The 4,422-nt window shown below is 47.2% G+C and carries 2 protein-coding genes; both read left to right on the top strand.

Annotation, left to right across the window (positions count from 1 at the left end; translation table 11 throughout):
- Positions 1-593: 593 nt before the first annotated feature.
- A complete protein-coding gene (gene drt3a / locus ACBR42_RS16855; protein ID WP_371208797.1) occupies positions 594-1,826 on the top strand; it encodes an antiviral reverse transcriptase Drt3a in 1,233 nt (410 codons plus the stop codon).
- Positions 1,819-3,825, top strand: coding sequence for an antiviral reverse transcriptase Drt3b (gene drt3b, locus ACBR42_RS16850; protein ID WP_371208796.1), 2,007 nt, complete (start codon positions 1,819-1,821; stop codon positions 3,823-3,825). The genes drt3a and drt3b overlap by 8 nt, the downstream gene beginning before the upstream one ends.
- Positions 3,826-4,422 lie beyond the last annotated feature (597 nt).

The raw sequence follows: 4,422 nt of genomic DNA, 5'->3' as shown, positions 1-4,422 counted from the left end.
CGGCTCCTTCTGGTGGGAAGAAGCCAGAGTGCTTGGTCCAATCAGGACAGTTCCAAATAAAACAGATCGCTCACGCCGTGGTGACAGACCTGCACACCGCACCATCCCCGCGCAGCGGGTTCGTTCTACCCCCACTAAGCAGCCTGTCCGCTCACGGAATATGAAGCAGACAGGCGGCATACGCCCTCTTTGCGGACACGTGTGCCTATGAATAGCTTTCCGCGTAGCGGACATCAGGAAGGAAGCAGTCGGCTGGCAGCTAAGGCCTCTGGCGGCGCGGCGGATCGCGCCGTGACTGACCCGAGCCGACTCCCTTTGATGATGCTGGAGGTGCTCCGCCTTTTAGCTGGAGCCGAGAGGCCGGTTCCTTGGGAGCTGCCGCTCGTCACGGAAACCGCGTGCGGCAAGGGGCAGTGCAATGCAGACTTTCGGACCAGATGCATGAAACACGGTTTGGACAAGAGTGGACGGAAGGTAGTCGTCCGCCGCATGTACGAAAGTTCCATAGGCCCTCCAGAAATTACATCTTTCCTATTCGATCAGTTTCATCATAGAATTGAACAATGCATTGTCTCGAACACCTATGAACTTTGATGTATGATCCCACATTCGGCGGCGCAGCACTCGCCCGACAGTTGAATAAAAGTGATTTTCTAAAAGAACCGGCCTTGAAGAACGAGGCCCACAAGGCCGCTATAGTAGCACAGGCTGTGGCGATTGCTCGCAATGGGTTTGCTTACTTGCCGTTGACCCCAAATAGCTTAGCAGGGCGAACGGTCTTCCAGGTCACCGATCTGGCAAGCGATCTGGTATTACGAAAGGCGGCTCAAAATATTCGTCGAATCACGGCGTCAAAGCAGGGAAGCCGGATCGAGATCATTCGTCGTCTAAAATTGTTCTGTGAAGAAGGCATTCCTTTCACCGTTGTAAAGATGGACATAAAAAACTTCTATCCTTCGGTTGATCAGGATTTTCTATCTATCCAACTAAACAAGAGGCTTGTGACCGCGCCCAGCACGGGATCGGTAATAAAATCGTTAATTAATCAATGTAGAAGTAATTCCGTGGGCGGTCTGCCCCCAGGATTGGCAATAAGTGCAGAACTCAGCGAGTTCTACATGCAGGATTTTGATTGCCATATGCGCGAAGTGCTAAAGCCACACTACTTTGCACGATACGTAGATGATATAGTTGTTATTTTGCCGCATTTGGACAACCCCAAGGCACTTAAGAAATTAATTGAAGATATTTTACCTAATGGTTTGAAGTTAAACTTCTCAAAATCGAAGGCATATACTTTTGGAAAAGCGAATATAAAGTTACCATCTATTGAGCATAGCTTCGATTATCTTGGCTTCAAGTTCAATGTTTATCAAGTGGGTAAAGACAAACCGTATTCGCGCCGAGTTGATCTGGATATTGCTTCATCGAAGGTAAAAAAGAACAAGACTCGAATTGTGAAGTCCCTTCTACAGTATTTATCTGACGGAAACTTTGAAGACCTTAGAGATCGTATCCGTATATTGACATGTGGCTATCAGTTCTTTGATGAGCGGCAGCAAAAGAGACGAAGTGCGGGTCTACAACACACTTATAAACTCATCGAAGGCAATGCTCCGGCGCTTGTTGAGCTTGATAGGTTCCTTTCTCGGATGGTCCTTTCAAATTCTGGGCCCATTTGTGGATGGTTGGCACTCGCTATGACAAATCAAGAAAGAAAAGAATTGCTTAAGTACTCATTTTTCACTGGCTTTAATAACCGCGAACACTTCAGGTTTAGCGCCAGTCGGTTGGCACACTTAATGGGGTGTTGGAAGTATGCCTAGCAAGCGCAAGTCACGAGTGAAGCTAGATAAAGCGGATAAATGGCGCGTTGTACTTACAGATACATCACCGTTGGAGGTTCCGATTATCGTTAGCAACGATGGCTTCTACAAAAATCTTTATGGAGCAGCCAAGAAATCGGCGCATTTCAAAAAGATGATCACTGCTCTTGTGCTGGACGATGACGGTAAAGGATACACTATTCCTCTCAGGTACAATATCGTCAAGGATTCCCGTAGCGTCAGAACCTTGAGCCTCCTACACCCGAAGGGTCAGGCCATTTTGGCCGAGTTCTATCAAAAGTATGAGGAACTGATCTGCGAATATGCGGGACGTGGACCATTCTCCATTCGTGCGCCGAAGAAAGTTGGAAGTTCTTTTTTTGTGCCATCTTCGATGGAGGATAAAAACCGCTACAAGAACGCAACTGTCGATATGACCGGGCTGGACAAATTGGTCCGAAACCCGGCCAGCTACTTTTCATATTCAGGGTATGATCACCTATACAAATTTTTTTCTTCAAATGACCACATTCGCCTAGAGAAAAAGTATCGTTATCAACTGTCTCTAGATATAAGCAAATGCTTTGACAGCATTTACACGCACTCAATGGCATGGGCAACTAAGAGTAAAGATGAGGCGAAAGAGAATACATTCGCCTCCAGCTTCGGAAATAATTTCGACAAGATAATGCAGCGACTCAATCACAACGAAACTAGTGGTATTTGCATAGGGCCGGAAGCTAGTCGCATTTTTGCTGAAATCATACTCGCCAAGGTGGATCAAAATGCACGTCGAAGTCTAGAGGAGAAAAGATTTCCCATACGTGATGGTGTCGATTACGAGTGCAGGCGCTACGTAGACAACTACTATGTTTTCACTAATGATCCTGCGACTGCCGATTTGGTGGAGCATGAACTATCAATCGCATTGCGGGAATATAATCTCCACCTGAATACTGGAAAGAGGGAATTCGAGAAGCGACCATTCTATTCAAAAAAATCACTCGTTATAGACGCGATCAACGAATCTCTCGCCAATCATTGGGAAAAACTCTTTGAGTCTGTCTTCTTGCCTGAAAGTGGCAGAAAGGCATTGTCTCCGAGACACATATACAAATACCGTTCGTTGTTTGGAAAACTCACCAGAGAGGTTAAGGCAGCATGCTTTGCCTCCGAACTCGGTTATGACGCAGTTGCAAACTATATAATCGGTGCCGTGCGCAGGAAAGCTATCGATATCGCAGAGGGATATGTTGGTCTTTCGGCTTTAAAAGATAGGCCTGTTTCCGATCTAAATTATCGACAGATGTTCTTTTTCTTGCTTGATGTTGGATTTTACTTTTTTACACTTCATCCAACGGTAGCGTCGTCGCTTCGCCTATCTCACACTATTGTGTGCGCTGCGCAGCATCTGCAAGAATACGATCCCGAAGGTTTTAATATTCTCAAAGAGGCCTCCCTTCGTTGGGCATCACAATTAGCTCGAGCGCCTAGCTTCGAAGGTTTACTCTCGAAAGAGTCAGTAATCCCAATAGAATTGCTCAATATTTTGATTAGTCTCCAACAGTTTGGGGCAGATGGGCAACTAGAGCATGATTTGATTTCACTCGCTAAACTGGACCGAAGGAGTGTGGGCTACTTCGAACTGGTCGTGAAGCTATTCATCTACGGTGACCGACCACAGTTCTCTGACCAGAGGGACGAAATCTGGGAAATTATCTGCCAGCGAGTTTCTTCAGAGAAGTCTCTGAATAGGTCTTCGGAGATAGTGCATCTTTTATTGGATGCGCTTGCTTGTCCGTATCTTGATAGAGTGAAACGAGCCGAATTGCTTCATGCTTCATGGAGTAGGATGGGCTCCAACCTCGGCAATTTAAGTGCAACGGAGGCCAAGACACTGGTTGACGAAATCCAACAGCAGCATTGGTTTGTTCGCTGGGATGGCGTCGACCTTTTGAATATGATCGAAAAGAAAGAGTTGAGCAGCGTTTACGCCTAAGATATCATAAGTGCGGGTGTCAGCCACGTTTTGCCGTAACTCGATTGCGGTACAGACATTCCGTTCAAACTGCGTGGACCGTATACAATCTGCGTAAGAGTTCGGTTTGAGCAGCAATGCACACACTTACGTTGGCTGGCATTCAAAAAGCCCTATTTTGTCGCCAACGCCCACAATCGTTCGTTACGCTGTAGTATCTGGAAGCTCACCCGAGAACTCCGCAAGGGGCTGGTTGTGTCGATCAGCCACGACGTGAACGCCTTTGATCCACTGTTCGCTTCCTGCGCAAAGCGGTCGTCATACGCAGTTGAATGAAAGGCAGGAAACATCGCCTGGGAACTCCAAAGCGGTCAGACCGCCTTCCCCCCCTTGCCGCCATATTTACGATATGAGTGTTTGCGGCACCTGAATTATGCTTATCGCGGGCAATGGAATTGAGACGAGTCGGATTACCCGTCCGGCAGGGCATCAGGTGGAGGGATCGAAGAACTATTGGTCGATGTACCTTGGTTTTGATTTTGGGCTTTTGGCGTGCTGATTGACGCTATCTGGGGTAGCATTCGATCTGCGTTTTGAGCAGATCGAGTGTTGTCCCCT

It is taken from the genome of Komagataeibacter sp. SM21, assembly GCF_041402665.1.
Classification (GTDB): Bacteria; Pseudomonadota; Alphaproteobacteria; order Acetobacterales; family Acetobacteraceae; genus Komagataeibacter; species Komagataeibacter saccharivorans.
Note: the sequence above shows the minus strand (reverse complement) of the source record. Positions and strands in the feature narration are given on the sequence as shown.